This window comes from Nonomuraea muscovyensis (assembly GCF_014207745.1).
GTDB classification, from domain to species: Bacteria; Actinomycetota; Actinomycetes; order Streptosporangiales; family Streptosporangiaceae; genus Nonomuraea; species Nonomuraea muscovyensis.
Genome location: NZ_JACHJB010000005.1, coordinates 185,338 through 207,522, shown reverse-complemented (window position 1 = coordinate 207,522; position 22,185 = coordinate 185,338). Strand labels below are relative to the sequence as shown.

The window sequence follows — 22,185 nt, the reverse complement described above, 5'->3', positions numbered from 1 at the left end:
CGCGGCACCGCCGCCTGCCATGGCACGCCGCTCCGGGGGTACGGCTGAGGTCGTACGACCCCTGACGAAAGGTGTGGCTCATGTGCCGCTGGCTCGTCTATTCGGGCACGCCCGTGCTGCTGAGCGACGTGCTCTACCGTCCGGTGCCGTCGCTGATCGACCAGAGCCTGCGTTCGCGGATGGGGGTGGAGACGACCAACGGCGACGGGTTCGGCATCGGCTGGTACACCGATGACATCGACACCCCGGCGATCGTCCGTGACACCGGCCCGGCGTGGAACAACCGCAACCTGCGGGAGATCTCCGACCACGTCCGCTCCCCGCTGTTCTTCGCCCACATCCGGGCCTCGACCGGCACGGCGGTGCAGCAGACCAATTGCCACCCGTTCCGTCACGGCCGCTGGATGTGGATGCACAACGGCCTGATCGCCGGGTTCGACCGGCTCAGGCGGGATCTGTTGCTGACCGTGGACCCGGAGCTGTTCCCGCACATCGAGGGCACGACGGACTCGGAGACGATGTTCTACCTGGCGCTGACGTTCGGCCTGGACGAGGATCCGCCGGGAGCCGTGGCGCGCATGGCGGGCCTGGTCGAGCGGCTGGGGCACCAGATCGGCGTGGAGTTCCCGGTGCAGATGACCATCGCGGCGTCGAACGGCGAGCGGGTGTGGGTGTTCCGCTACTCCAGCCGCCGCGAGTCGCGGACGCTGTTCTACAGCACCTGCGTCGAGTCCCTGCGGGCGCTGCACCCGGACGTGGCGTGGCTGCACAGGCTGTCGGCCGACACCCGCATCGTGGTGTCCGAGCCGCTGGGCGACCTGCAGGGCGCCTGGAACGAGCTGCCGGAGAGCAGCTACGGCGTCATCCCGGCCCAGGACGGGGAGATGCTCGCGGCCTTCGATGTGCACGGGCTCACCGGGCCGGGCATCGGCTAGCGGGCGTCCCCGGCGTCAGGCCGGGGACAGCGGCCGGCCTTCGCGCCGCTCACCTTCCACTCGGCGCCGGGGAACGGCGACATGAAGTGCGTGAGCAGGTCCACCGCGTAGTCCGGCACCCGGCCGCCCGGGTCGAGCAGCGACACCATCTGCGGGCCGTCGGAGCCGCGCAGCGTGATCACGTCACCCGCCTGGGCGGCCGCGAACCCGGGCCGGGCGTCCACGGTCAGGCAGGCCAGCCGCACGCCGGCGGCGCTCAGCTCCTGGCTCGCGCCGATGCGCCGCATCCGCTGGTCGTAGCGGCGCAGGGCGAGGGAGGTGACGGCGCCGAGCCGGACGGACTCGCGGAAGACGTCCTCGCCCACCTTCCGGCTCAGCCTGACGTCGAGCCTGACGTCGGGCCGCAGGTCCACGCCCTTCGCGGCGAGGTCGAGCCGCCCGTAGTCGCCCTCGAAGGCGGGGGCGACGTAGCCGAGCCCGGCGGGCGCCTTCAGCCCGAACGGCACCCTGCCGGGGCGGACCCGCAGCCACGACAGGCGACGCACGGTGAGCGACAGGTCGTCGATGGTGCTGCGCCCGAGCGCGAGATCGCCGCCGAGGTGGTAGGAGAGGAAGCCGGTGGTGTACGGGATCTCCTTGCCGGCCGAGAAGCGCTGCCGGGCGACGGGACCGATGGTGACGCCGGCGTGCAGCTCGACCTGTTTCGTCGGCACCGGCTTCGACACCAGGTCGAGCCCCTGGCCGGGGGTGAGCCGGACGGTGGTGTCGGCGGCGAGGTCGGTGACGGCCAGCGACAGCGCGCCGAGCCTGCCAGTGCGGTCCACCAGGCCACCCTGGACGGCGAGGCGGCCGTCCAGGGTGCTGGCGCCGCCCTCGGCCCGGTAGGTCACGGCCGGCACGCGCAGGTCACCGGCCGCGGCGTCGGCGTCCACGCCGAACACGGCGGGCACGTCGCCGAAGCGCGCCTCGCCGGTGCCCGCTCCGGGCACGGTCACCGCCGCGCTGAGCCGCTTCACGGCCGCGCTGTTGCGCACCCGGACGCGGGTGCGCGGGCCGTACGCCGCCTGCACGGACAGCGTGGCCGGCACGGGGTCGACGGCCAGCCGGCCGCGCAGGCCGCCCGCCTCGGCGTGCACGGTGAGCGACCCGAGCGTGGCGGCCGGCTCGACGCGGTACGCCGCCTGCACGGCGTTGCCGGCCACCTCGAACGGGCCGAGCGACAGGCCGGTGACGGTCCGGGGCAGCCCGGTGATCGAGGCCCTGGCCCTGACGGGCGCGGGCGCCAGGACGGTGCTGCTCAGGTAGAGGTCGAGCCGCCTGCTCGCGGGCCGGTAGCCGCTGAACGTGAACGTCTTCCTCGCGGCGTCCACCGTGATCCGTTCCGGCAGGCCGGTCACGTCGAGGTGGCCCCGCACGGCGAAGCAGCCCCGCTCCCCCGCGCAGAACGGACCCGGCGCGCAGCCCGCCGTCCCCGGCGCGCAGCCGCCGTCCACGAGGGAGACGCCGCCCGCCACGACGGGCGCGGGCGGCAGGTCGCGCAGCGCGGCCGCCTTGCCGAGCCAGGCGCTGGCCCGCACGTCGAGCCGGGAGCCGGTGTACGTCAGCGCGCCGTCGGCCACGGACACGGCGAGCCGGCCGGGCACCGGGCCGAGCCGGCCGAGCACGCCGAAGCGCACGTCGCCCCGGGTGACGTCGGTGTCGAGGGCGAGCCGCTGCCGGGCGGCGCGGAAGTCGGCGGCGAACCCGGCGGCGCCCGCCGGGCCGAACTCGGCCCGGGACAGACCCTTGACCAGCACGCTCGCGTCGAGGTCGCCCGACGTCTCGTCGTAGTGGGCCGCCAGGTGCGGGCCGGTGGGAGCCTTGGCGCCGTCGTGGTTGGTGACGGCGACGGCGGCCGAGCCGAGCGGCCCGGACAGGCCGCGGAAGCGGTAGCCGGAGGCGTCCCAGGAGGCGTCGAACCGGGCGGGCACGCCGGTGACGCGGGCGGCGGCCCGGACGTAGCGGCCGTGCACCCTGGCGCGGGCGAGGGCGGACACCGAGGTGACCGGGGCGGTGGCGGTCCAGGAGAGGGTCCTGGCCGCGGTGTCGGCGACGAGTCTCGCCCGCCCGCGCAGGCCGTGCACCTCGGCCCGCACGTCCTCCCCGCGCACGTCCGTCCCCTGCGGGTCCTCGCCGCGCGCGTCGTTCCCCCGCGCGTCCTGCCCGCTCGCGTTCCGGTCGTGCGGCGAGGACGCGTGCGCCCGGCCGGCGTAGAGCCGGACCGTGCGCAGCGGGGCGGACGTCTCGATCTCGGCCGTCGGACGCTCGCCGAGGGCCCAGGACGCCGCCACCCGGCCGCGCAGGCCGAGCACCGTGCCGTCGAGCGTGGGGCCCGCCTTCAGGCCGGTGTACGCGGCCCGCGCCCGGCTGATCGCGCCGTCGGCCCGGTAGACGACCCGGCCGGCGGCGGGGTCGAGGTCCACCTCCAGCGTGCGCGGCAGGTTGGAGACCTCCAGCCGGGCCAGGTGGGCGCCGTCGAGGCTCGCGGCGCCGACGAAGGGCCGTCCGCCCGTGCGGGCGTCCAGGCGGGCGCGCGGGCGGGCGCCGTAGGTGACGTCGAAGCCCGACAGCCCCGCCAGCCGCGCCGACACGCCGACCGCGGACCCGTTCTTGATCATGGTGAGGTGGTGGCCGGCCGGGCTGGCCAGGGCGCCCCCTCCACGCTGGAGCACCATGGCGAGGCCGCCCAGGGGTGAGCCGGTCGTCTGGACGAGCCGGTGCGCCGCCGGGTCGTGCAGCAGGCGCACCTTGGCCGGCAGGTCGTCCAGCTCGGCGCGCAGGACGGTCCCGGCCGACGCCCGGTCGTAGTACAGGAGTCTCGCCGAGCCGGCACCGGCGCGGCCGGAGTCGACGGTCAGCGTCTGCGTGCCGTCCCGCGGCTCGTACGCGGCGGTCAGGGACGGCGGGGCGTCGCGCACCTCGACGCTCGCCGCGCGGGACAGGCGGCCGTCGCGGTAGTGGTACGTGCGCAGCTCGGCGCGGCGGACGGCGCTCGGGCCGGTGATGCGGACGCGAGCGGCGGCGCCGGCGCCGCGGGTGAGCTCCACCCGGGCGCGGACGGGCATCCGGTCGAGCAGCGCCCGCGTGTACCGGCCGGGCTGGACGGCCACCGCCTCGACCACGGCCGGCGCGGACGCGTCGAGGGTGAGCGAGGTGGAGCCGGCGGCGTCCTCGGCGGTCGGGTCCAGGGCGGCGTCGACGGTGAGCTTCTCGGTCGCGGGGGTCTGGCGGAGGCTCACGGCGCTGCGGCCGATCAGCCCGGCCACCACGGCGGCGGAGGCGCCGGGGCCGGTGCGGCGCACGCTGGCCGTCACCCGCCTGCCGGACAGGTCCACGGTGAAGGTGCCCCGGTCGGCCTCCGACAGCTCCGCACCGCCGCGCAGCCCGTCGAATCCGACCGCCACGCGACCGTCGTACTCGGCCCAGACGAGCGCCCTGACGCGCTCGCCCGCGCCGGGCAGCCGCCGCACGGCGAACGCCAGCCCGGCCGCCGCCTCGCGCGGCGCGGCGGTCGGTGTGAGGACGGCCGCGAGGTCGGGGGCTCCGTCGCCGGTGACGTCGGCCGCGGCGGGCGTGGCCACGGGCCGGGTGGCCGAGCAGGAGACGGGCACGTCGGCGGCGCGCACGCACAGCCGGTAGGTCAGCTTGGTGGCCGGTTCGGTGGCGGCCGAGGTGGCGGCCGAGGTGGCAGGACGGGCCGGTTCGGTCCCGCGACGGGACCGGGCGATGCCCAGGGCGTCGAGCACGCCCGTGGCCGGGGTCCTCAGTCGCAGCGGCCGTGCCCGGCCGGTGTCGGGCAGCAGGTCGCGCGTGTCGGGGCCGCCCGCGCCCACCCGATCGGCCGCGTCGCGTTCGATCTCGCGAACCAGTTCCGGCCCCGCGGGCGTCGTCACCTGGGGGGCGACCGGGCCGGTGCTTGGGTCGCCCGGGTCACGCAGGGCCAGGGACGGCTCGCGGGGCACGTCCGCGGCGGCGCCCCCGGGCTCCCGCACGCCGGGGACCGGGCGGACCCGGCCGCCGCCGTTCTCGCCGGCGGCGGTGCGGGCGGTCCCCGTGACAGCGGCGTGACCGGCCGGCCGGACGGCGCCGGTGGTCGCATGGGCGGCCGTCCGGACGGTGGGACCGGCGGCGGCGGTGGAGCCGGCGGCGGCGGTGGGACCGGCCGTCAGCGTGGCACCCGCCAGGGACGCGGAAGCGAGCACGCGCACCAACGCGTGCCGTGGAGACCGCGGCATGAACGCTTACCCCCGAAGCGGTATCAATCATCACAACAGAAACATGTGTCACGACCCGACCACACCCGCTCACTCGTAGTCAATTTGGAGCCAACATGGGGCTCCAACCCGTGACGCCCCGTCTCCCACCGCCGCCCGGCGACCACGGCCCGTGAGCTTCACACCGCTTGATCGGCGGCCGGCGGGGAGCCGGCCGCCGGAGATGGAGGGAGCGAGGATCACGGCATCGGTCGCCCGCAGGAGCCCCATCGGCCGGCTCCGCTCCTTGGTGTCCCGCTCCCCGGTGGAGCCCGGCCACCGGAAAATCCCGTCGAACATCCGCCGGCCCGTTGGCTACCGTGGGCTGCCGTGGAGACGTACCTCACGACCGACCGGCTCGTCCTGCGCCGCTTCACCGACGCCGACGCCGACGACCTGTTCGCCCTGCACAACGACCCCGGCGTCATGCGCTTCCTCAACGGCGGCAAGCCCACCCCGCGCGAGGTGATCGTGCGCGAGACGCTGCCCGCCTTCGTCGCCTCCGGCTTCTTCGCCGCCGTCGAGAAGTCCACGGGCGCGTTCGCCGGGTGGTTCCACCTACGGGCGGCCCGGGGCGGCTCCCCCGACGAACCGGAGCTGGGCTACCGCCTGCACCAGGCGTACTGGGGCAGGGGATTCGCCACCGAGGGCTCGCTCGCCCTGATCGACAAGGCCTTCGCCGAGCTGGGCGCCCGCCGGGTCTTCGCCCAGACGATGGCCGTCAACCTGGGCTCCCGCCGGGTCATGGAGAAGTGCGGGCTGCGCCACGTCCGCACGTTCTTCGGCGACTGGCCGGACGTCATCGACGGGTCGGAGGAGGGCGAGGTGGAGTACGAACTGCTCCGCGCCGACTGGGAGGCCCTCCGGGCGGGCTGATTCCGGCCGGGGTGTCGATCCGGCGGCGGGCCGTTCGTTCACCAGGTGAGAACAGGCGACCGCCCTGCCGAGGGCGGCCGTTCCCCAGGGGGAGCTGAGAGCATGCCGGATCCGTGCGTCGCGGGCGTCGAGGCGGTCTTCCGCCGCGAGTACGCCCGCGCGGTCGCCGTCCTGGTGCGCCACTTCGGCGACATCGAACTCGCCGAGGAGGCGGTCCAGGACGCGTTCGCCGTGGCGGTGGCCCGCTGGCCGTCCGCCGGGACTCCCCCGAGCCCCGCCGGGTGGATCATCACCACGGCGCGCAACCGGGCCGTGGACCGGCTGCGGCGCGAGGCCTCCCGCGATTCCCGGCACGCCGCGGCGGCGCTGGTGCACGCCGGCGACACACCCGTCGAGGAGGGGCCCGTGCACGACGACCGGCTGAGACTGATCTTCACCTGCTGCCATCCCGCGCTCGCCCCCGCCGCCCGGGTGGCGCTGACGCTCCGGCTGCTCGGCGGGCTCGGCACCGCCGACATCGCCCGGGCCTTCTTCGTGTCCGAGCCGACCATGGCGCAGCGGCTCGTGCGCGCCAAGGCCAAGATCCGTGACGCGGGCATCCCGTACCGGGTGCCGCGTGAGGCGGATCTGCCCGACCGGCTGCGCGCGGTGCTCGCCGTGATCTACCTGATCTTCACCGAGGGGCACACCGCCGCCTCCGGGCCGCGGCTGGTCCGCGAGGACCTGTGCGCCGAAGCCGTCCGGCTCGGCCGGCTGCTGGCCGAGCTCATGCCCGACGAGCCGGAGGTGACGGGGCTGCTCGCCCTCATGCTCCTCCTGCACGCCCGGCGCGCCGCCCGCACCACGCCGGGCGGCGACCTCGTCCGGCTCGCCGACCAGGACCGCGGCCTGTGGGATCGGACCCTCATAGCCGAGGGGCAGGACCTGGTCCGCCGCTGCCTGCGCCGTGACCGGCCGGGGCCGTACCAGATCCAGGCGGCGATCAACGCCGTGCACGGTGACGCGCCGGACGCGGCCGCCACCGACTGGCCGCAGATCCTGCGGCTGTACGACCAGTTGCTGGCGCTCAGCCCGGCGCCGGTCGTGGCGCTGAACCGGGCGGTCGTGGTGGCGGAGGTCTCCGGGCCCGCCGCCGCGCTGCCTCTCGTGGAGGCGTTGCCCCTGGACGGCTACCACCTCTTCCACGCCGTACGGGCCGACCTGCTCAGGCGGCTGGGCCGTGAAGCGGAGGCGGCGACGGCGTACGAGGCGGCGCTGGCCCGCACGGCGAACGAGGCCGAGCGCGCCTTCCTGCGTGCCGCCCGGCGCGCCCTGCGCGTCTGAACCCCGCCCTACTGGTCTACTGGTCTGACCAGTTACTAGGGTGGGGTCATGACGGGATACGACGGGTTGTTCCGCCTGGACGGGCGGCGGGCTGTGGTGATCGGGGCCGGCAGCGGGATCGGCCGGGAGGCGGCGCTGGCGCTGGCCGCCCATGGCGCCGAGGTGGTGTGCGCCGACCGCGACCTGGCCGCCGCACGCGAGACGGCCGGACGGTGCGGCGGGAAGGCGCTGCTGCTGGACGTGCTCGACGGCGAAGCCGTCCGCGAGGCGGCGGCGGGCGAGCCCGCCGACGTGCTGGTGTTCACCGCGGCGACGAACGTGCGCAAGCGGTTGCTCGACTACACCGCCGAGGAGTTCGGCCGGGTGGTGGACCTCAACCTGCGGGCCTCGTTCGACGTGGTGCGGGCCTTCGGGGCGACGATGGTGGCGCGGGGACGGGGGTCCATCATCGGGTTCGCGTCGATCCGGGCGGCGGTGACGGAGCCCGGCCAGGGGGTGTACTCGGCGACGAAGGCGGGGCTGGTGCAGTTGCTGCGGACGGCCGCCGCCGAGTTCGGACCGCACGGGGTGCGGGTCAACGCCATCGCGCCCGGGGTGGTGGAGACGCCGCTGACCCGGCAGATCAAGGACGATCCCGCCTGGTACGGCGCGTACGCGGCCAAGAGCGCGCTGGGCCGGTGGGCGAGGGCCGAGGAGATGGCCGGGGCGGTGGTCTACCTGGCGAGCGACGCGGCGAGCTTCGTGACGGGTTCGGTGCTGTACGTGGACGGCGGCTGGACCGCGGTGGACGGCCGCTTCGACCCGCCCACCTGACCGCCGCCCCGGGTTCGGCGACGTGGGGGCCGGCCTCGGCGTCGGGCGCGAGGAGGCCGGCCCGCCGCGCGACGTGGCGCCGCCCTCGAAGGCCGGCAGAGCACGGATCGGCCCGGCGGCGATGGAGCAGCCCTCGACCGGCTCCTGTGACCCGCCGCCGGTGGTGTTAGCGTTCGCATCGGAACAACGGCGAGAGAAGAGGGATCACGTGGAGCAGCGAGTTCTCGGCCGGACCGGCCGCCGGGTGGGCGTGGTGGGGCTGGGCGCGTGGCAGCTCGGCGCCGACTGGGGCGAGGTGTCCGAGCAGGAGGCGCTGGCGACACTGTCGGCCGCGGCGGACGCCGGGATGACGTTCGTCGACACGGCCGACGTCTACGGGGACGGGGTCAGCGAGCGGCTCGTCGGCCGGTTCCTGAGGTCGCGGCCGGATCACGGCATCACGGTGGCGACCAAGATGGGCCGCCGGATGGCCCAGGAGCCGGGCAACTACACGCTGGCCAACTTCCGCTCCTGGACCGACCGCTCGCGGGCGAACCTCGGCGTGGACGTGCTCGACCTGGTGCAGCTGCACTGCCCGCCGACGGCCGTCTACTCCTCCGACGAGGTGTTCGACGCGCTCGACACGCTGGTGGCCGAGCAGCGGATCGCGGCGTACGGGGTGAGCGTGGAGACGCGGGCCGAGGCGCTGACGGCGATCGCGCGGCCGGGGGTGGCCAGCGTGCAGATCATCCTGAACATGCTGCGGCTCGGCCCGCTGGAGGAGGTGCTGCCGGCGGCGCGCGAGGCGGGGGTGGGCGTCATCGCGCGGGTGCCGCTGGCCAGCGGCCTGCTGTCGGGCAAGTACGACGAGAACACGACGTTCGCCACGAACGACCACCGCACGTTCAACCGCGGGGGCGAGGCGTTCGACATCGGCGAGACCTTCTCGGGCGTGGACTTCGCGACGGGGCTGGCGGCGGTGCGCCGGCTGGCGCCGCTCGTGCCTGACGGCGCGACGATGGCACAGGTGGCGCTGCGCTGGATCGTCGACCAGCCCGGCGTGAGCGTGGTGATCCCGGGTGCCCGCAACCCGGAGCAGGCCCGGTCCAACGCCGCCGCCGCGGACCTCGCGCCGCTGACGGCGCAGGCGCTGCGGGCCGTGCGCGAGGTCTACGACGAGCTCGTCGCGCCGCAGGTGGCCGGCCGCTGGTGACGCGCACGACCGGATCCGCCGCGCACCGGTCGGCAGCCCGCCGATCACCCGCACGACCGGATCCCCCGCAGGTCAGTCGCGGCGGCCCGGCCAGGCCGCCAGGGCGAGCTCGGCGATCATCGCGAGCTCGTGCGGGCCGGCCCCGTCGCGTGCGCGCTGCGACATGCCCTGGATGACGGCCGCGAAGTAGCCGGCCAGCGCGCGGAGGTCGGCGTCCGCCGGCAGCTCGCCCCGCTCGCACCCCTCCCGCAGCCGCGCCTCGAACACGACGAGGTTGGCGTTGCGCAGGTCGCGTAGGTACTCCCCCACGTCGGCGTCCTGCACGGTGACGTTGGTGGCGGCGCAGATGGTCAGGCAGCCCGCCGGATGCGAGGGGTCAGGGTAGATCGCCGCCGCCTCGCGCAGGATCCGGGCCAGGGCGCCGTACGCCGTGGGCTCCTCGCGCAGGGCTTCGGCCATGAACGCGCCGGCCGGCGAGCGCCCGTAGGCCCCCACCACCTCCTTGAACAGGGCCTTCTTGTCACCGAACGCGGCGTAGAGGCTGCCCGGCCGGATGCCCATGGCCTCGGTCAGCTCGCCGACGGAGGTGGCCTCGTAGCCGCGCTCCCAGAACAACCGGGTCGCCACGGCGAGCGCCGCGTCGCGGTCGAAGCCGCGTGGGCGGCCCCGTGTCGCACTTGTCCCTGCCATGCCCACATTCTAGAGCAGTCACTCAAGAATTCGTGCTACCTTAATTCTTGAGTGCTCGCTCAACAATTATGGAGGCATCTCATGAGCAGGCCATTGGACGGCAAGGTCGCGCTGGTCACCGGCGGCAGCCGGGGGATCGGCCGGGCCATCGCCGAGCGGCTGGGCCGCGACGGAGCGGTCGTGGCCGTCGCCTACGCCCGCGAGGCGGTCGCCGCCAAGGAGGTCGTGAAGCGGATCGAGGAGAGCGGCGGCCGGGCGTTCGCGATCCGGGCGGAGCTGGGCGGCCACGGTGACGCGGTCGCGCTGTGGGACGCCTTCGACGCCGCGGTCGGCGAGTTCGCGCCGGGCGCGGGCGTGGACATCATCGTGAACAACGCCGCCATCGCCACCAGCTCGGACCTGGACGGGCTGACGGAGGAGGAGTTCGACCAGGTGTTCGCGGTGAACGTACGGGCGCCGTTCTTCATCGTCAGGGAGGCGCTGCGGCGGGGGCTGCGCGACGGCGGGCGCATCGTCAACATCTCCAGCGGCGTCACCCGCATCGCGCTGCCCGGCGTCATCGCCTACTCCGCCACCAAGGGGGCGCTCGACGTGTTCACGCTGACGCTGGCCAAGCAGCTCGGCCCGCGCGGCATCACGGTCAACTCGGTCGCGCCCGGCTACGTCGAGACCGACGTCAACGCCGGATGGCTGAGCGACCCGGAGGCGGCGGCGCAGGCCGCGGCGGCCTCGACGTTCGGACGGATCGGGCAGCCGGACGACATCGCGGGCGTCGTGGCGTTCCTCGCCTCCGACGACGCCCGCTGGGTGACGGGCCGGGTGGTCGACGCGACGGGCGGCTCCCAGCTGTAACGCGGGACGATCGGCGCCGGGGCGGCAGCCACACCTGGACGGGCGCCGGCCGTGGACGCTCGTGAACTCCACCACCGTCCGCGAGCCGGTGTCCCGCTGTCGGTGGCGGCTGCGATCATGCCGGGCATGCGAACCCCCGAGGATTTCCACTGGCTCAGCCGGCATGAGCCCCTGGACGACATCTACTGCGTGTCCTTCGTCCGCGGCCTCTCACCGCGTGAGGTGCTGCGGCGGTTCGGCGTGGACGAGAGCACGCTGGAGGAGGTGACGTTCGACGAGCTGAGCGTGCGGTCGGCGGAGAACGCCGAGGACGCCGCCGGCTTCGTCGGCGCCGTCCGGATCGGCGAGTGGACCATGCTCGTCGAGCCGGGCGGATGGCGGCTCGCGGTCGTCGCCGAGCTGGGCGCGCGGGTCTCGGCCGGGACGGAGGCCGTGTCGGTCTGCCGCCACGACTACGCCGCCGACTCCTTTACCTACCTGGCCGGCGGCGAGCTCGTCACCCACTTCGACCCGATGGCGCCGAACGCGCGGTCGGGCGGCGACCCCGACCGCCTCGTCGCGTGGATGCGGGAGGTCGGCCTCGACCCCGACTCCGACGACGCGGCCCAGGACGACGCCGATCTCACGCTGCGCATCCCCGCCTGCTTCGCGCTGGCGAGCCGGATCACCGGCCTGCCCTTCACCCCCGACCTGCTGGAGCTGCGTTTCCTGGGCGCGGAGCCGCTCGACCAGTGATCAGGGCCGGATGACGGCCATGCGGGTGACCGTCAGTTCCTCGATGGCGAACCGGGGGCCCTCGCGACCGGCGCCGCTGTCCTTGACGCCGCCGTACGGCATGTTGTCCGCGCGGAACCCCGGCACCTCGTTGACCACCACGCCGCCGGCCTCGATGCGGTCGATCGCGGCGAAGGCCGTGGCCAGGGAGCGGGTGAAGACGCTGGCGTGCAGGCCGTACCTGGAGGCGTTGACCGCGGCGAAGGCGGCGTCGAGGTCGGGCACCGGGCGGACGCACACCACCGGGCCGAAGATCTCCTCGTCCCACGCGTCGGCGCCGTCGGGGACGCCGGTGAGGACGGTCGGGGCGATGGCGCGGCCGTCGAGCGTGCCGCCGCTGACGAGCGTGCCACCCGACCCGCGGACCCAGGCGAGGACACGTTCGGTGGCTGCCGGGTCGATGAGCGGCGCGACGCGGGTGCCGGGCGAGCGGGGGTCGCCGACGACGACGTCCTTCATCCGCTCGGCGAGCAGCGAGACGAACGCGTCGTGGACGGGCTCCTCCACCAGCACCCGCTGCACGGAGATGCACGCCTGGCCGGAGGCGTAGTAGCCGCCGCGCACCACGGCGTCGGCGGCGGCGGCCACGTCGGCGTCGGCGGCGACGACGAGGGCGGCGTTGGAGCCGAGCTCCAGCAGCACCTTGGTGGGGGCGGCGGCGCGGGCGATGGCGTGCCCGGCGGCGGCCGAGCCGGTGAACGACACCGCGCCGATCCGCGGGTCCTCCACGAGCGCGCGTCCCACCTCGACGTCGCCTGTCACGAGCTGCACGCCCGCCGGGGGCAGCGCTGCGGCGGCGCGCAGCAGGTGGACGAGCCAGAGGGTGGCCAGGGGGGTGGCCGGGGCAGGTTTGACGATGATCGGGCAACCGGCCGCCAGCGCGGGGGCGATCTTGTGGGCGGCCAGCAGCAGCGGGTAGTTGAAGCCGGTGATGCCGACCACCACGCCGATCGGCCGCCGCGTCCAGAACCCGACCAGCCCCTCCCCCGCCGGCAGCAGGTCGAGCGGCACGGTCTCCCCGTGCAGCCGGGCCACCTCCTCGGCGGCGGTGGCCAGCGTGACGAGCGTGCGCGCGACCTCGACCCGGCAGTCCACCAGCGGCTTGCCGGTCTCCAGGACGAGCAGCCGCTCGAACTCCTCGCGCCGGGCCGCCAGCGCGTCGTGCGCGCCCATGAGCGCGGCGCGGCGCGCGTGCGAGGGCAGCGCGGCCATGGCGGGCGCGACGGCGAGGGCCTCGGCCACGGCCCGGCGGGCCAGCTCGGCGGTGCCGAGCGGCGCCGCGCCCACGACGGAGCCGTCGTAGGGGAACACGACGTCCCGGGTGGCGTCCGTCTCGACCCAGCCGGATCCGACGGGCAGCCCGGACGGCCAGCCGTCCCCTGTCTCGTGCGAAATCACGCCACTCCCCCTCCAGCGCTGGGAAACACGTCCAGGTACGCGGGTGCGCCGTCCCGCCCGGTGGCGGCGAGGACGGCGTGTGCCACGGCCCGGCTGAACACATCGGCCCCGGCGGCGAGCACGTCCTGCAGCCCGTCGGGGCCGGGGGCCGGTCCGCCGCAGGTGGCCAGGCCGAAGATCGTGTCACCGTCGACCATGGTGTGGGCCGGCCGGATGGCACGGGCCAGGCCGTCGTGGGCGACGCCCGCCAGCTTGCCGCACTGCGCCTTGGTGAGCGTGAGGTCCGTGGCGACGACGCCGATCGTGGTGTTGAACGAGGTCACGACCGGGGGCCGCCAGGCGGCGGCCTCCTCGGCGAGCGGCTCGCGCAGGTGGCCGAACTCGCCCGGCAGGCCGTACCTGGTGCCGGACAGGAACGCGCCGCCCGGGTCGAGCACGGAGCCGGCGGCGTTGACCACGACGAGGGCGGCCACCGTGGCGCCCCATGGCAGGACGACGCTGGCCGTGCCGACGCCGCCGGCGAGCCCGCCCGCCACCGCACCGGTGCCCGCGCCCACCGACCCGCTGCGGGCCTCGGCGGCGGAGGCCGCGTCGTAGGCGGCGGCGCCCAGCGCCCCGTCCGGCACGGCTCGGAGCCGGCCGCCGCGCCCCAGGTCGTAGATGACGGCGGCGGGCACGATGGGCACCACGCCGCCCTCGACGGGGAATCCGGCGTCCGCGTCCGCCAGCCGGTCCATGACGCCGCACGCCGCGCTCAGCCCGTAGGCGCTGCCGCCGGTGAGGACGACGGCGTGCACGCGTTCGACGAGGTTGCGCGGGTCGAGCAGCTCGGTCTCGCGCGTGCCGGGCGCGGCCCCGCGCACGTCCACCCCGGCCACCATGCCCTCCGGGGGCGCGAGGACGACGGTCGTGCCGGTGAGGTAGCCGTCGCCGACGCGCTCGGCGTGGCCGACCCGCAGCCCGGCCACGTCGACCAGCGCGTTCGCCCGGCCGGCCGCCATGGCCGCAGCCGTGCCGCCAGGAGCGCCGGCGGGAGTACCCGCCGGAGTACCCGCGGTCTGCGCGTGGGAGGCGGCCGTCACGGCAGGTCCCGGGTGAGGAAGCGGCGGGCGGCCTCGGCGAAGACGCGGGTGCACTGGACGATCTCGGCCACCTCGACGTACTCGTCGGCCTGGTGGGCGATCCACTTGCCGCCCGGCCCGTACACGACGGACGGGATGCCGCCCCAGTGGGTGAGCACGGTCCCGTCGGTCGAGCCGGGCACCCCACCGTAGACCGGCTCCGCCCCCGTGACGTCACGGTGGGCGGCGGCGAGCGCGGCCACGACCGGATCGGCCACGGGCACGTCCACCGGCGGCCGGTCCACCAGGATCGACACCTCGGCCGCGATCCCGTCATGGGCGGCCAGCGCGGCGACCCGTTCGGCGACGTCCTTGTGCTCGACGCCGGGGACGGTCCGCACGTCGACGAAGACGGAGGCGACCGCCGGGATGACGTTGACCTGCTCCTCGCTCCCGGCCCGCACCACGGTCGGCGTCACGTACACCTCTCCCAGGTGCTCGTGGGCCGGGTGCCGCGCCTGCAGCTCGCTCTCCAGCGAGCCCAGCGCGACCAGCAGCGCGCCGACGGCGGGCACGGGGTTGCGGCCGTGCTGCGGCATCGCGCCGTGCGCCATCTTGCCGGTGAAGTCGATCCGCAGCCGCAACGCGCCCTTGGCGACCGCGCAGATCTCGCCCGCCTCGGGCTCGGCGACGATGGCGCCGTCCACGTCCGCCGCGAGTCCCTCGGCGACGAAGTGGTGGGCGCCGATCATCAGGCCCTCCTCGTCGGCCAGCGCGCACACCTTGATCCGGCCCGGGAACGGCCCGGCGAGCTGCAGCGCCCGGGTGGCGTAGAGGGCGGCGGCCAGGCCGGACTTCATGTCGGCGCTGCCGCGCCCCCACAGCCTCCCGTCGCGGATCTCGCCGCCGAACGGGTCGACGGTCCACTCGGACAGGTCGCCCTCGGTGACGACGTCGGTGTGCCCCTCGAACATGAGCGTCGGCCCGTCACCCCCGCCGCCCTCGACCACGGCGACCACGTTCGGCCGGCCGGGCGCCGCCTCGTAGACGCGCGGCTGCCAGCCCCACTCCCGCATCCTCGCCGCGACCAGGTCGGCGGCCGGCTGCTCGCTGCGTCCCCGCGCCGGGTCGTTGGTGCTGGGGACGCGCACCAGCGCCTGCGTGAACTCCACGACCCCCTGGGCGTCGACCTCGATCACAGCATTCCCTCCAAGGTTGGTACGGCCTCCAGGAGCGCGCGGGTGTACGGGTGGCCGGGATGGGCCCAGACGTCGTCCACCGGGCCGCTCTCCACGATCTCGCCGCCGTTCATGACCGCGACCGTCTCGCACACGTGCCGGACCACGGACAGGTCGTGGGAGACGAAGACGAGGGTGAGGCCGTGCTCGTCGACCAGGTCGGCCAGCAGGTTGAGTATCTGGCCGCGTACCGACACGTCCAGGGCGCTGACCGGCTCGTCGGCGACGAGCACGGTGGGGCGGGTGGCCAGGGCGCGGGCGATGGCGATGCGCTGGCGCTGTCCGCCGGAGAACTGGTGGGGGTAGCGGTCGGCGGCCGAGGCGGGCAGGCCCACCTCCTCCAGCAGCTCGGCGACGCGCCCGCCGGTGGGCCGGCCGAGGGCGACGAGCGGCTCGGCGACGATGTCGCGCACCCGCATGCGCGGGTCGAGCGAGCTCATCGGGTCCTGGAAGACGATCTGCAGGCTGCGCCGCAGGAAGGCCAGCCGCCGCTCGGGCAGCCCGGTGATCTCCTGGCCGTCGAACCGGATCGAGCCGCCGGTGGGCCGGTCGAGCCCGCACAGCAGCCGCAGCAGCGTGGACTTGCCGGAGCCGGACTCGCCGACGATGCCGTAGCGCTCGCCGCGCCGCACGGTGAGGGAGACGCCCTTCAGCGCGTGCACGGCCTGGCCGGGCCGGGTGAGCGAGGTGCGGGGGCGGCGGTAGAGGCGGGTGACGTCGCGTGCCTCGATCAGGGGGTCACCCGTGGGGGTGCCAGCATGCGAAGGCATGGCCGTCTCCTGTCAGCGCGGGTTCGCTCTCGCAGGTGGGGGTGGCGTGCGGGCACCGGTTGCGGAACACGCACCCTGCGGGGAAGTGGCCGGCGGCCGGGACGCCGCCGGCGATGGTGGCCAGCCGGGTGCCGCGCGGGGTGAGCCGGGAGGCGGCCAGCAGGCCCTCGGTGTAGCGGTGGCGGGGCCGGGCGAACACGTCGCGGATGGGGCCGGACTCGACGACCCGCCCGCCGTACATGACGAGCACCCGTTCGCAGACCGAGGCGACCACGGCGAGGTCGTGCGTGATGAACAGCAGCGCGGGCGCGACCTCGGCGATGAGCTCCAGCATCTGCTTCTGGACGGTGACGTCGAGCGCGGTGGTGGGTTCGTCGCAGATGAGCAGCTCGGGCTCGTTGGCCAGGGCGATGGCGAGCATGACGCGCTGGCGCTGCCCGCCGGAGAGCTGGTGGGGGTAGGCGCGGGCGACCTGGGCGGGCTGCGGCAGCCGGACCCGGCCGAGCAGCTCGACGGCGCGCTCGCGGGCGCGGGCGGCGGGCACGCCGTGCAGGGTCATGACCTCGGTGACCTGGGCGCCGACCCGCATGAGGGGGTTGAGCGCGGTCATCGGCTCCTGGAACACCATGGACACCTGGCGGCCGCGCAGGTCCTTGAGCCGCCGTTCGGGCACGCCGACGAGGTCGCGCTCGCCCAGCCGGGCCGTGCCGGTGGCGGTGACGCCCTCCGGCAACAGGCCCATGAGCGACAGCGCGGTCAGCGACTTGCCGGAGCCGGACTCGCCGATGAGGCCGACCCGCTCGCCGGGCGCGATGCCGAACGACACCTCGCGCACCAGCGCCGCCGGGCCGGCGTGGACGCTCAGGCGGTCAACCCTCAGCACGCACCCTCCTCAGCTTGGGGTCGAGATGGTCGCGCAGGCCGTCGCCGAGCAGGTTGAAGCCGAGCACGGCCAGCGCGATCGCCAGGCCGGGCCACAGGGCCAGGCGCGGGGTGGAGAACAGCAGCTCCTGCGACTCCTGCAGCATGCGGCCCCACGACGGGGTGGGCGGCCGGGTGCCGAAGCCGAGGAACGACAGCGCCGCCTCGGCCAGGATCGCGATGGCGAACGACACCGACGCCTGCACGATGAGCACCGAGCCGATGTTCGGCAGCACGTGCCGTACGGCGATGGCGGTGCGGCGGCGGCCGGCGGCCCGCGCGGCGAGGATGTAGTCGGTCACCATGACCTGCATCGTCGCCGCCCTGGCGACGCGGGCGAACGCCGGCACGGTGGCGACCCCGATCGCGATCATCGCGGTGAGCGTGCCGGCTCCGTAGACGGCGCCGAGCATGACGGCCAGCAGCAGCGCCGGGAAGGCGAACACCAGGTCGTTGACCCGCATGACCAGCTCCGACAGCCAGCCGCGGGGTGTCATCCCGGCGAGCACGCCCAGCGGTGTCCCGACGAGGGCGGCGATGCCGACGGCGACGATGCCGACGTAGAGGGTGGTGCGGGCGCCCACCATGAGCTGGCTGAGGGTGTCGCGGCCGAACTTGTCGGCGCCGAGGAGGTGGCCGCCGCCGGGTTCGCGCAGCTTGTTCGCGGCGTCCACGTACGTGGGGTCGTGCGGGGTCCACACGAACGAGACGAGCGCGGTGAGCACGACGAGGCCCACCAGCGCGCCGCCGGTGACGAGGGCGACGTTGACGCGGCCCCTCATCGCGCCTCCCCCGGTCGCCGGGCGCCCGGCCGGCGGCTCATCGCGCGCCTCGCAGCCGCGGGTCGAGGGTGGCGTAGCAGACGTCGACCACGAAGTTGATCAGCAGGACGGCCACGACGAGGACCATCACCACCCCCTGGACCAGCAGCAGGTCGCGGCCCGCGACACCGTTGAGCAGCAGGTCGCCGAGGCCCGGGATGACGAACACCCGCTCGACCACGACGGCGCCGATGAGCAGCGTGGCGAGCTGCAGGCCGAGCACGGTCACCACGGGGATGGAGGCGTTGCGCAGACCGTGCCGCCACAGCGCGCCCATCCGGCCCCGGCCCTTGGCGCGGGCGGTGCGCAGGTAGTCCTCGCGCATCACGTCGAGCACGGCGCTGCGCACGTAGCGGGTGAGCACGGCGCCCTGCACGAGGCCGAGCGACAGCCAGGGCAGCACCAGACCGCGCAGCCACGCGGCGGGGTCCTCGGCGAACGGTACGTACCCGCCGGAGGGCAGCGCCTGCGCCTGCACGGCGAAGACGAACACCAGCAGGATGCCCGCCAGGAACGCCGGGACGGCGATGCCGACCTGGCTGGCGGCGCTGATGGCCGCGCCGAGCGGGTCGCGGTGGTGGACGGCGGCGAACGTGCCCACCGGCACCGCGATGAGCAGCGCGATGAGCATGCCGCCGAGCACGAGCACGGCCGTCACGCCGAGCCGGTCGGCGATCTGCTCGCCGACGGGCGAGGTGGTGACGTAGGAGGTGCCGAAGTCGCCCTGGAGCAGCCCGCCGAACCAGTCGAGGAACTGGACGACGGGCGGCCGGTCGGTGCCGAACTCGGTGCGCAGCCGTGCCACCGCCTCGGGCGTGGCGTTGACGCCGAGCGCGATCTCGGCCGGGTCGCCGGGCAGCACCGCCATGAACGCGAAGACGACCACCCCGGCGACGGCGGTGCTCGCCAGGAGCACCGCCAGCCGCTTGAGCAGGTAGAGGATCACTGCTTGGCGAGCCCGGTGAAGTCGAAGGACTCGGAGATGGCGTTCTTGGGCAGGCCGGTGACGCCCTTCTCGGCCACGATCAGGTTGGGGAAGAGGAACAGCCAGTCGGCCGCGGCGTCGTCGGACAGCAGCTTGGCGGCCTTCTTGAGTTCGTCGGTCTGCTGCTGCTCGGTGCCCTCGTCGGCGGAGGCGAGCAGCTTGCCGAACTCGGGGTTGTCGTAGCGGAAGTAGTACGACTTGTCGGCGAATATCCTCATGTCGCGGGGTTCGATGTGGTTGATGATGGACAGGTCGTAGTCGGCCTGCTTGAACACCACGTCCAGCCACCGGGCGGGGAACTCCAGCGGCTCGATGTCGGCCGTGATGCCGACCTGGGCGAGCTGCGACTTGACGACCTGCGCGGAAGCCACCGCGTAGGGCAGGTTGGGGATGCGCATCTTGACGGTGTAGGTCTTGCCGCCGAGCAGTGCCTTGGCCTTGGCGACGTCGTAGGGGTAGTCGCCGGTGCGGTCCTCGTACCAGGGATCGGTGGGCGACACCATCGAGCCGATCGGCTGGCCGCGGCCGGCCCAGGCGGTGTCGAGCAGCGCCTTGTGGTCGATGGCGTGGCGGACGGCCTGGCGCACCTTCTTGTCGTCGAACGGGGCGCGGCCGTTGTTCATGGACAGCACCACCTCGCCGTTGGTGGTGCCCTCGACCGTCTGGAAGCGGTTGGGGTCGGCGAACTGCTGCAGCGACTCGGGCGCCTGGACGTTGGAGATGACGTCGATGCCGCCGGTCAGCAGCGCGTTGTTCATGGCCGTGGCGTCCTTGAAGTACTTCAGCGTGACGGCCGGGAGGGCGGGCTTGGTGCCCCAGTACTTCGGGTTGGCGTCGAGCCGGATGGAGTCGCCGCGCTTCCACGCGGCGAGCTGGTAGGGGCCGGTGCCGACGGGCTTGTTGGCCAGGTCGGCGACCCCGGTGCGGCTGAACATCGCGCCGAGGCGGGTGGCCAGCGCGTAGAGGAAGCCGTTGCTGGGCCGCTTCAGCGTGACGACGGCCGTCGTGTCGTCCTTCTTCTCGACCTTGTCGACGACGTCGAACTGCGACTTGATCTTCAGCTTCCAGTCCGACGTGACCCGGCCGAGGGAGAAGACGACGTCGTCGGCGGTGAAGGGCGCGCCGCTGGTGAAGGTGACGTTCGGGCGAAGGGTGAAGGTGTAGGTCTTGCGGTCCGGGGAGACCTCCCACTTCTCGGCCAGCAGCGGCTGGACCGTGCCGTCCTGTCCGAGCTTGACCAGCCCCTCGTAGACGTTGACCAGCAGCGCCTGCGGGATGGCGGCGCCCTCGGTCGAGGTGAAGTCGAGGTTGGCCGGCTCGGCCACGAACCCGACCGCCAGCGACTCGGCCTTCGCCGTCCCGCCTCCGCCGCCGGAGCCGCCACCGCAGGCGGCGGTTCCTATCAGGAGACCGCCCAGGGCGATCCAGATACCGATACGCCTCATGTCCCAAGCCTCCTGGCTAGTGCACTGGTCTGACCAGTAGGCTACGCACATTGCCAGTCCGCGACGGCTCAGGTCAAGGGGGCTTACATGGGTGGTCCACGCTTCGAGCCGGTGCGCACCGTACGCGCCTACGAACGGATCGTGGAGCAGATCGAGGAGGCCATCGAGAGCGGCGCGCTCGGCCCCGGCCGGCGGCTGCCCAGCGAGCGCGACCTCATGGGGCAGTTCTCGGTGAGCCGGTCCACGGTGCGCGAGGCGCTGCGGGTGCTCCAGGCGCGCGGCCTGGTCCGGTCCCGGCCGGGCGATCCGAACGGCGCCGAGGTGCTCCCGTTCACCCCGGCCGCGCTGCACAAGTCGATGACGACGCTGGCCCGGGTGCAGGGGCTGTCGCTGGCGGAACTGGTCCAGTTCCGCATGGTGCTCGACTCCTCGGCCAACCTGCTGGCGGCGCGGCTGCGCACCGACGAGCAGCTCGCGGAGATGGACGCGGCGATCGACCGGATGCGCGAGGCGGTCGAGACCGGCTACGACGAGTTCAGCGCGGCCGACGTGGCCTTCCACGACGCGGTGGCGCGGGCCAGCCGCAACAAGCTCATCCAGATCTCCACCGAGGTGGTCCGCTCGATCGTGCTCGACCTGATCTCCGGCAGGATCGCCGAGGCGGACGACCGGGTGGCGCTGATGCGGCAGAGCATCCGCCACCACGAGGAGGTGCTGGCCGCGGTCCGCACCGGCGACGGCCCGCTCGCGGCCCGGTTGTCGCGGCGCACCATGTACGACTACTACGCGGGATACGTGCCGGCCGGCGAGCGCGCGGCGCTGCGCGCCCTGCTGGAGTAGCCCTGCTGGAGTAGCCCTGCCGGCATGGCCCGGCGCCGGTGGCCGGAATCCGGCGGTCTTCGGCAGTGATCGATCTCGACCGGCCCCGGCGCGCCTGGCACGCTGGCTAGCCGCCGTACCGGCGCGCGGCCGTCGCCGTGCGGCCGGCACACGGATCCGGCTTGGGGGGACGGATGGCGAAGTGGACGAGATCGGGGCTCGGCGTGACGGTCCTGGCGGTGCTGGCCGCCGGCTGCGGCGTGGTGCTTCCCCAGGCCCAACCCTCCCCCTCGGCCACCCCGGCCCGCGTACGGTCGTCGGCCGCACCGTCATCGACGCCGCCCGGCGAGCACGTCGCCGCGACGTCCACTGCGACGTCCACCCCGACGTCCACCGCGACCGCCGGGGCCGCCGCCCTGAAGGCCCCGGCCGACCCCTGCCGGGTGCTGAGCGCCCGGACCCGGCTGAGGATCAGGATGCCGAAGGCGACGAGGAACCGGCGTGACGTCGCGTGCGCGTGGACCAACGAGCCGGGCACGGCTCCGCCGTTCGTCCTCCGGGACCTGAAGATCTCCTACACCACGGGCCTGGCGGGCCTGGCCTTCACCGAGGAGGAGGCCAGAATGACCTTCGCGACCCGGCGGCGGAACGACTACCGTCAGCCCAGCGTCTTCGGCGGCGCCCCGTCGGTGAAGGGCGTGATCCGGCAGGTCGGCACCGCCAGGTCGGGCGAGCACTTCGACGAGGGCTACTACGTGTACTACGTCTACCAGGTGGCCGCCGCCAGGCGGGGCGAGGGCCGGGCGGTCCTGCGCAAGGGCAACGTCGTCGTCTCGATCACCGCGAGCGGCGCCGACATCCCCACCCGCAGGGTCCGCGACGGCAGGCCCGCCGGCAACGCGACCGTCCAGACGCTCATCGACGCCGTCGCCCCGCAGGCGCTCGCCGCCGCCCGCTGACACCGCCCCGCACGCGCTCGC

19 protein-coding genes are annotated in these 22,185 nt (G+C 74.5%); 9 read left to right on the top strand and 10 right to left on the bottom strand.

Features of this window, described 5'->3' with window-relative positions:
- The first annotated feature begins 80 nt into the window (after window positions 1-80).
- Window positions 81-935 carry a class II glutamine amidotransferase gene (locus tag FHU36_RS43060; protein ID WP_185089926.1) on the top strand — a complete coding sequence of 285 codons (855 nt, stop codon included), beginning with the start codon at window positions 81-83 and terminating at the stop codon, window positions 933-935.
- Here FHU36_RS43060 and FHU36_RS43055 read toward each other — a convergent pair.
- Window positions 932-5,176: an RHS repeat domain-containing protein gene (locus FHU36_RS43055; protein WP_185089925.1), complete on the bottom strand. Its 4,245-nt coding sequence runs from the start codon at window positions 5,174-5,176 to the stop codon at window positions 932-934. The genes FHU36_RS43060 and FHU36_RS43055 overlap by 4 nt on opposite strands.
- Window positions 5,177-5,557: 381 nt before the next feature.
- Here FHU36_RS43055 and FHU36_RS43050 point away from each other — a divergent pair, with 381 nt between their 5' ends.
- The 4 genes from FHU36_RS43050 (at window position 5,558) to FHU36_RS43035 (ending at window position 9,431) form a co-directional block, all read left to right on the top strand.
- On the top strand, window positions 5,558-6,103 hold the full coding sequence (locus FHU36_RS43050) for a GNAT family N-acetyltransferase (protein ID WP_185089924.1): 546 nt from the start codon (window positions 5,558-5,560) through the stop codon (window positions 6,101-6,103).
- A gap of 102 nt (window positions 6,104-6,205) precedes the next feature.
- Window positions 6,206-7,426, top strand: a complete 1,221-nt coding sequence (locus tag FHU36_RS43045) for an RNA polymerase sigma factor (protein ID WP_185089923.1) — start codon at window positions 6,206-6,208, stop codon at window positions 7,424-7,426.
- A 48-nt stretch (window positions 7,427-7,474) separates the two neighbouring features.
- Window positions 7,475-8,239 (top strand): SDR family NAD(P)-dependent oxidoreductase, encoded by a 765-nt coding sequence (locus FHU36_RS43040; RefSeq protein ID WP_185089922.1) that lies wholly within the window; start codon window positions 7,475-7,477, stop codon window positions 8,237-8,239.
- Window positions 8,240-8,447: 208 nt separating this feature from the next.
- Window positions 8,448-9,431 carry an aldo/keto reductase gene (locus tag FHU36_RS43035; protein ID WP_185089921.1) on the top strand — a complete coding sequence of 328 codons (984 nt, stop codon included), beginning with the start codon at window positions 8,448-8,450 and terminating at the stop codon, window positions 9,429-9,431.
- Between the two features lie 72 nt (window positions 9,432-9,503).
- Here FHU36_RS43035 and FHU36_RS43030 read toward each other — a convergent pair whose 3' ends face one another.
- Complete coding sequence (locus tag FHU36_RS43030) at window positions 9,504-10,121, bottom strand: TetR/AcrR family transcriptional regulator (RefSeq protein WP_185089920.1); 618 nt, start codon at window positions 10,119-10,121, stop codon at window positions 9,504-9,506.
- 81 nt (window positions 10,122-10,202) lie between these two features.
- Between FHU36_RS43030 and FHU36_RS43025 the strand changes: the two genes are divergently transcribed.
- Together FHU36_RS43025 and FHU36_RS43020 are read left to right on the top strand one after the other, a co-directional pair.
- Window positions 10,203-10,973: an SDR family oxidoreductase gene (locus tag FHU36_RS43025; protein ID WP_185089919.1), complete on the top strand. Its 771-nt coding sequence runs from the start codon at window positions 10,203-10,205 to the stop codon at window positions 10,971-10,973.
- Window positions 10,974-11,099: 126 nt separating this feature from the next.
- Window positions 11,100-11,708, top strand: coding sequence for a DUF6461 domain-containing protein (locus FHU36_RS43020; protein WP_246503375.1), 609 nt, complete (start codon window positions 11,100-11,102; stop codon window positions 11,706-11,708).
- On the opposite strand, the gene FHU36_RS43015 is transcribed toward FHU36_RS43020, so the two are convergent.
- Genes FHU36_RS43015 through FHU36_RS42980 form a run of 8 tightly spaced genes read right to left on the bottom strand, consistent with a single transcriptional unit; the run spans window position 11,709 to window position 20,386 of the window.
- On the bottom strand, window positions 11,709-13,145 hold the full coding sequence (locus tag FHU36_RS43015) for an aldehyde dehydrogenase family protein (protein WP_312892239.1): 1,437 nt from the start codon (window positions 13,143-13,145) through the stop codon (window positions 11,709-11,711).
- Window positions 13,142-14,227: a P1 family peptidase gene (locus FHU36_RS43010; protein WP_312892238.1), complete on the bottom strand. Its 1,086-nt coding sequence runs from the start codon at window positions 14,225-14,227 to the stop codon at window positions 13,142-13,144. Before FHU36_RS43010 ends, FHU36_RS43015 begins: the two co-directional genes overlap by 4 nt.
- On the bottom strand, window positions 14,224-15,405 hold the full coding sequence (locus FHU36_RS43005; protein ID WP_185089917.1) for a M20 family metallopeptidase: 1,182 nt from the start codon (window positions 15,403-15,405) through the stop codon (window positions 14,224-14,226). Before FHU36_RS43005 ends, FHU36_RS43010 begins: the two co-directional genes overlap by 4 nt.
- Window positions 15,402-16,214: an ATP-binding cassette domain-containing protein gene (locus FHU36_RS43000; RefSeq protein WP_185089916.1), complete on the bottom strand. Its 813-nt coding sequence runs from the start codon at window positions 16,212-16,214 to the stop codon at window positions 15,402-15,404. The genes FHU36_RS43005 and FHU36_RS43000 overlap by 4 nt, the downstream gene beginning before the upstream one ends.
- Window positions 16,183-17,097 (bottom strand): ABC transporter ATP-binding protein, encoded by a 915-nt coding sequence (locus FHU36_RS42995; RefSeq protein WP_185089915.1) that lies wholly within the window; start codon window positions 17,095-17,097, stop codon window positions 16,183-16,185. The genes FHU36_RS43000 and FHU36_RS42995 overlap by 32 nt, the downstream gene beginning before the upstream one ends.
- Window positions 17,084-17,917 carry an ABC transporter permease gene (locus tag FHU36_RS42990; protein WP_185089914.1) on the bottom strand — a complete coding sequence of 278 codons (834 nt, stop codon included), beginning with the start codon at window positions 17,915-17,917 and terminating at the stop codon, window positions 17,084-17,086. Before FHU36_RS42990 ends, FHU36_RS42995 begins: the two co-directional genes overlap by 14 nt.
- A gap of 37 nt (window positions 17,918-17,954) precedes the next feature.
- A complete protein-coding gene (locus FHU36_RS42985; RefSeq protein ID WP_185089913.1) occupies window positions 17,955-18,902 on the bottom strand; it encodes an ABC transporter permease in 948 nt (315 codons plus the stop codon).
- Window positions 18,899-20,386, bottom strand: a complete 1,488-nt coding sequence (locus FHU36_RS42980; protein ID WP_185089912.1) for an ABC transporter substrate-binding protein — start codon at window positions 20,384-20,386, stop codon at window positions 18,899-18,901. Before FHU36_RS42980 ends, FHU36_RS42985 begins: the two co-directional genes overlap by 4 nt.
- A gap of 87 nt (window positions 20,387-20,473) precedes the next feature.
- Here FHU36_RS42980 and FHU36_RS42975 point away from each other — a divergent pair, with 87 nt between their 5' ends.
- Both FHU36_RS42975 and FHU36_RS42970 read left to right on the top strand, forming a co-directional pair.
- The gene (locus FHU36_RS42975) at window positions 20,474-21,226 is read left to right on the top strand and encodes a FadR/GntR family transcriptional regulator (protein WP_185089911.1); all 753 of its coding nucleotides are present in this window, start codon (window positions 20,474-20,476) and stop codon (window positions 21,224-21,226) included.
- 173 nt (window positions 21,227-21,399) lie between these two features.
- Window positions 21,400-22,164, top strand: coding sequence for a hypothetical protein (locus FHU36_RS42970; protein ID WP_185089910.1), 765 nt, complete (start codon window positions 21,400-21,402; stop codon window positions 22,162-22,164).
- Window positions 22,165-22,185: the final 21 nt, after the last annotated feature.